Genomic DNA, 2898 nt, shown 5'->3' on the forward strand with positions numbered 1-2898 from the left:
CGAATGCCTTTGGCCCGTGCTTCTTCGACCAACGCGCCACGCGGATTACTGCGCGCATCGGCCACCGCCACCACTTGCTGGCCCGCGTCGAGCCAGTCCAGCGCCACGCGGTAGGCGTGATCGTTGTTGGTGCTCAGCAGCAGTTTTTTGCCCGGCGCCACCCCATAGCGACGCACGTAGGTCGACACCGCACCCGCCAGCATGTTGCCCGGCACGTCGTTGTTGCCGTACACCAATGGTCGCTCGCACGCGCCGGTGGCCAGCACCACGCGCTTGGCTCGAACCCGGTGCAGGCGCTGACGCACTTGGCCAATCGGGGCGCGGTCACTTAAGTGATCGGTGAGGCGCTCGTGAATGGTCAGAAAGTTGTGGTCGTGATAGCCGTTCACCGTCGCCCGAGGCAGCAGCACGACATTGGGCAGGGCGTTGAGTTCGGCGGTGGCCTTGGCCACCCACTCCATCGCCGGTTTACCGTCCAGGCTTTCGCGGCTGTCGAGCAAGCTGCCGCCAAACTCTTCTTGCTCATCGGCAACCATCACCCGTGCGCCGCTGCGTGCCGCCGCCAAAGCTGCGGCCAAGCCTGCGGGGCCTGCGCCGACGATCAGCACGTCGCAATGGTGGTTCATGTTGTCGTAGGTGTCTGGGTCATTTTGGGTCGGCGAACGGCCCAAACCGGCAGCCTTGCGAATGTATTTCTCGTAGGTCATCCAAAACGATTGTGGGTACATGAAGGTTTTGTAGTAAAAGCCCGGCGGCATCAACTTGCCGCCGACCTTGCCCAAAATGCCCATCATGTCGTTATTAACGTTGGGCCAACCGTTGGTGCTGGTGGCGACCAAACCTTGGTACAGCGCCTGTTGCGTGGCCCGCACGTTAGGCACTTGAGTGGCTTCGGTGGCGCCGATTTGCAGCACCGCGTTGGGCTCTTCAGCGCCCGCGGCGTAAATGCCACGCGGGCGGGAATATTTAAAACTGCGACCGATGACGTCCACTCCATTGGCCAACAATGCGGCCGCTAGGCTGTCGCCTTGGTAGCCTTTGTAGGTTTGGCCATTAAAGGTAAAGGTCAGTACTTTGCTGCGATCAACGCGGCCGCCATTAGGCAAGCGATGGGTCTGGCTCATACCTTTTCTCCCTGCTCGCGGGTGGCTGTAGGCGCTACGGACGCGGCCTGTTCGGTGAACTGCGGCGCTGTGCCGATCAGGTAGGTTTCAAGAATTTCGTAGGTCACGGTGTTGCGCGTGGCGTTAAAGAACTGACGGCAACCGGCCACGTGGTTCCACAGTTCGTGGTGCAAGCCGCGTGGGTTATCGCGAAAGAACATATAGTCGCCCCACTCCTTGTCGGTGCAGGCGTTGGGGTCGAGCGGGCGCGGAATGTGCGCTTGGCCGCTGGCGTGAAATTCTTCTTCGGAGCGCAACTCGCCGCAATGAGGACAGAAGATATGCAACATGGGGTGGTTCTCCTGTTAATTAGTGGGCGACAGCGGCAGCGCCATGCTCGTCGATCAAAGCGCCGTTGTAGAACCGGTCGATAGAAAACGGCGCCGCCAGCGGGTGCATTTCGCCTTTGGCCAAGCTGGCGGCGAACACGTTGCCCGAGCCCGGCGTGGCTTTGAAACCGCCGGTGCCCCAGCCGCAGTTGAAGAACAAATTGGGCACCGGGGTTTTGGAAATAATCGGGCAGGCGTCTGGCGTGGTATCGACGATGCCGCCCCACTGTCGGTTCATGCGCACGCGGGACAACACCGGAAACATTTCCACAATCGCTTGAATGGTGTGTTCGATCACCGGGTACGAACCGCGCTGGCCATAGCCGACCCAACCGTCGATACCGGCCCCGATGACCAAGTCGCCTTTGTCGGACTGGCTGATGTAGCCGTGTACAGCGTTGGACATGATCACGCTGTCGATAATCGGTTTGATCGGCTCCGACACCAGCGCTTGCAGCGGGTGCGATTCGATTGGCAGACGGAACCCGGCCTGACGCGCCATGTGCCCGGAGTTACCGGCGGTGACTACCCCCACGCGTTTGGCGCCGATAAAGCCTTTGCTGGTTTCAACGCCAACGCACACGCCGTTTTCTTTGCGAAAGCCCAACACTTCGGTTTGCTGGATCAAGTCCACACCCAAGGCGTCAGCCGCACGGGCAAAGCCCCAAGCCACGGCGTCATGCCGGGCAACACCGCCGCGCCGTTGCACGGTGGCACCGATGATCGGGTAACGGGTGTTTTTGGAGCAATCAAGGTAGGGAATTTCGTCGGCCACTTGTTTGCCGTTGAGCAACTCGCCATCGACTCCATTAAGGCGGTTGGCGCTGACCCGGCGCTCCGAGTCGCGCATGTCTTGCAGTGTGTGACACAAGTTGTACACACCGCGCTGCGAGAACATGACGTTGTAGTTCAGGTCTTGGGACAAACCTTCCCACAGCTTCATCGCGTGTTCGTAGAGGTGCGCCGATTCGTCCCACAAATAGTTGGAGCGCACGATGGTGGTGTTGCGCGCCGTGTTGCCGCCGCCCAACCAGCCTTTTTCGACCACGGCCACATTAGTGATGCCGTGTTCTTTGGCCAAGTAATACGCGGTGGCCAGCCCGTGCCCGCCGCCGCCGACGATGACTACGTCGTAGACCTTTTTCGGGGTCGGCGTGCGCCACATTTTTTGCCAGTTTTCGTGGTGGCTGAACGAGTGCTTAAGAAGGCCGAAGCCTGAGTACCGTTGCATAGGGTTTACTCCAAAAACGCGCTCAGCGATAAACCGGGAAGTCTTTGCACAGCGACGTCACTTGGCGCGCCACATCGGCCTCGATATCCGGGTCACCGAGGTGATCGAGGATGTCGCAGATCCAGCCCGCCAACTGCGTGCATTGCGCCACTCTGAAACCACGCGCGACCCCCGC

The 2898-nt window shown here is 60.4% G+C and carries 3 protein-coding genes and 1 pseudogene; all 4 read right to left on the reverse strand.

Features of this window, described 5'->3' with window-relative positions; all coding sequences use genetic code 11:
- Positions 1–1124: 2Fe-2S iron-sulfur cluster-binding protein (locus AQS70_RS09415; protein WP_156355082.1), on the reverse strand; the 1124-nt coding region annotated here is incomplete at its 3' end.
- The gene (locus tag AQS70_RS09420; protein WP_055102544.1) at positions 1121–1453 is read right to left on the reverse strand and encodes a sarcosine oxidase subunit delta; all 333 of its coding nucleotides are present in this window, start codon (positions 1451–1453) and stop codon (positions 1121–1123) included. The genes AQS70_RS09415 and AQS70_RS09420, both read right to left, overlap by 4 nt.
- 19 nt (positions 1454–1472) lie before the next feature.
- Positions 1473–2723: a sarcosine oxidase subunit beta family protein gene (locus tag AQS70_RS09425; RefSeq protein WP_055102545.1), complete on the reverse strand. Its 1251-nt coding sequence runs from the start codon at positions 2721–2723 to the stop codon at positions 1473–1475.
- A gap of 22 nt (positions 2724–2745) precedes the next feature.
- Positions 2746–2898: pseudogene (gene glyA, locus AQS70_RS23225) on the reverse strand (serine hydroxymethyltransferase); the annotation flags it as partial.

Origin of the sequence: Pseudomonas endophytica, assembly GCF_001411475.1 — a bacterium.
Taxonomy (GTDB): domain Bacteria; phylum Pseudomonadota; class Gammaproteobacteria; order Pseudomonadales; family Pseudomonadaceae; genus Aquipseudomonas; species Aquipseudomonas endophytica.

Bases quoted from the DNA above. Each gene is read 5' to 3' on its own strand.
- AQS70_RS09420 (WP_055102544.1), bottom strand. From the start codon at position 1,453: ATGTTGCATATCTTCTGTCCTCATTGCGGCGAGTTGCGCTCCGAAGAA.
- AQS70_RS09425 (WP_055102545.1), bottom strand. From the start codon at position 2,723: ATGCAACGGTACTCAGGCTTCGGCCTTCTTAAGCACTCGTTCAGCCAC.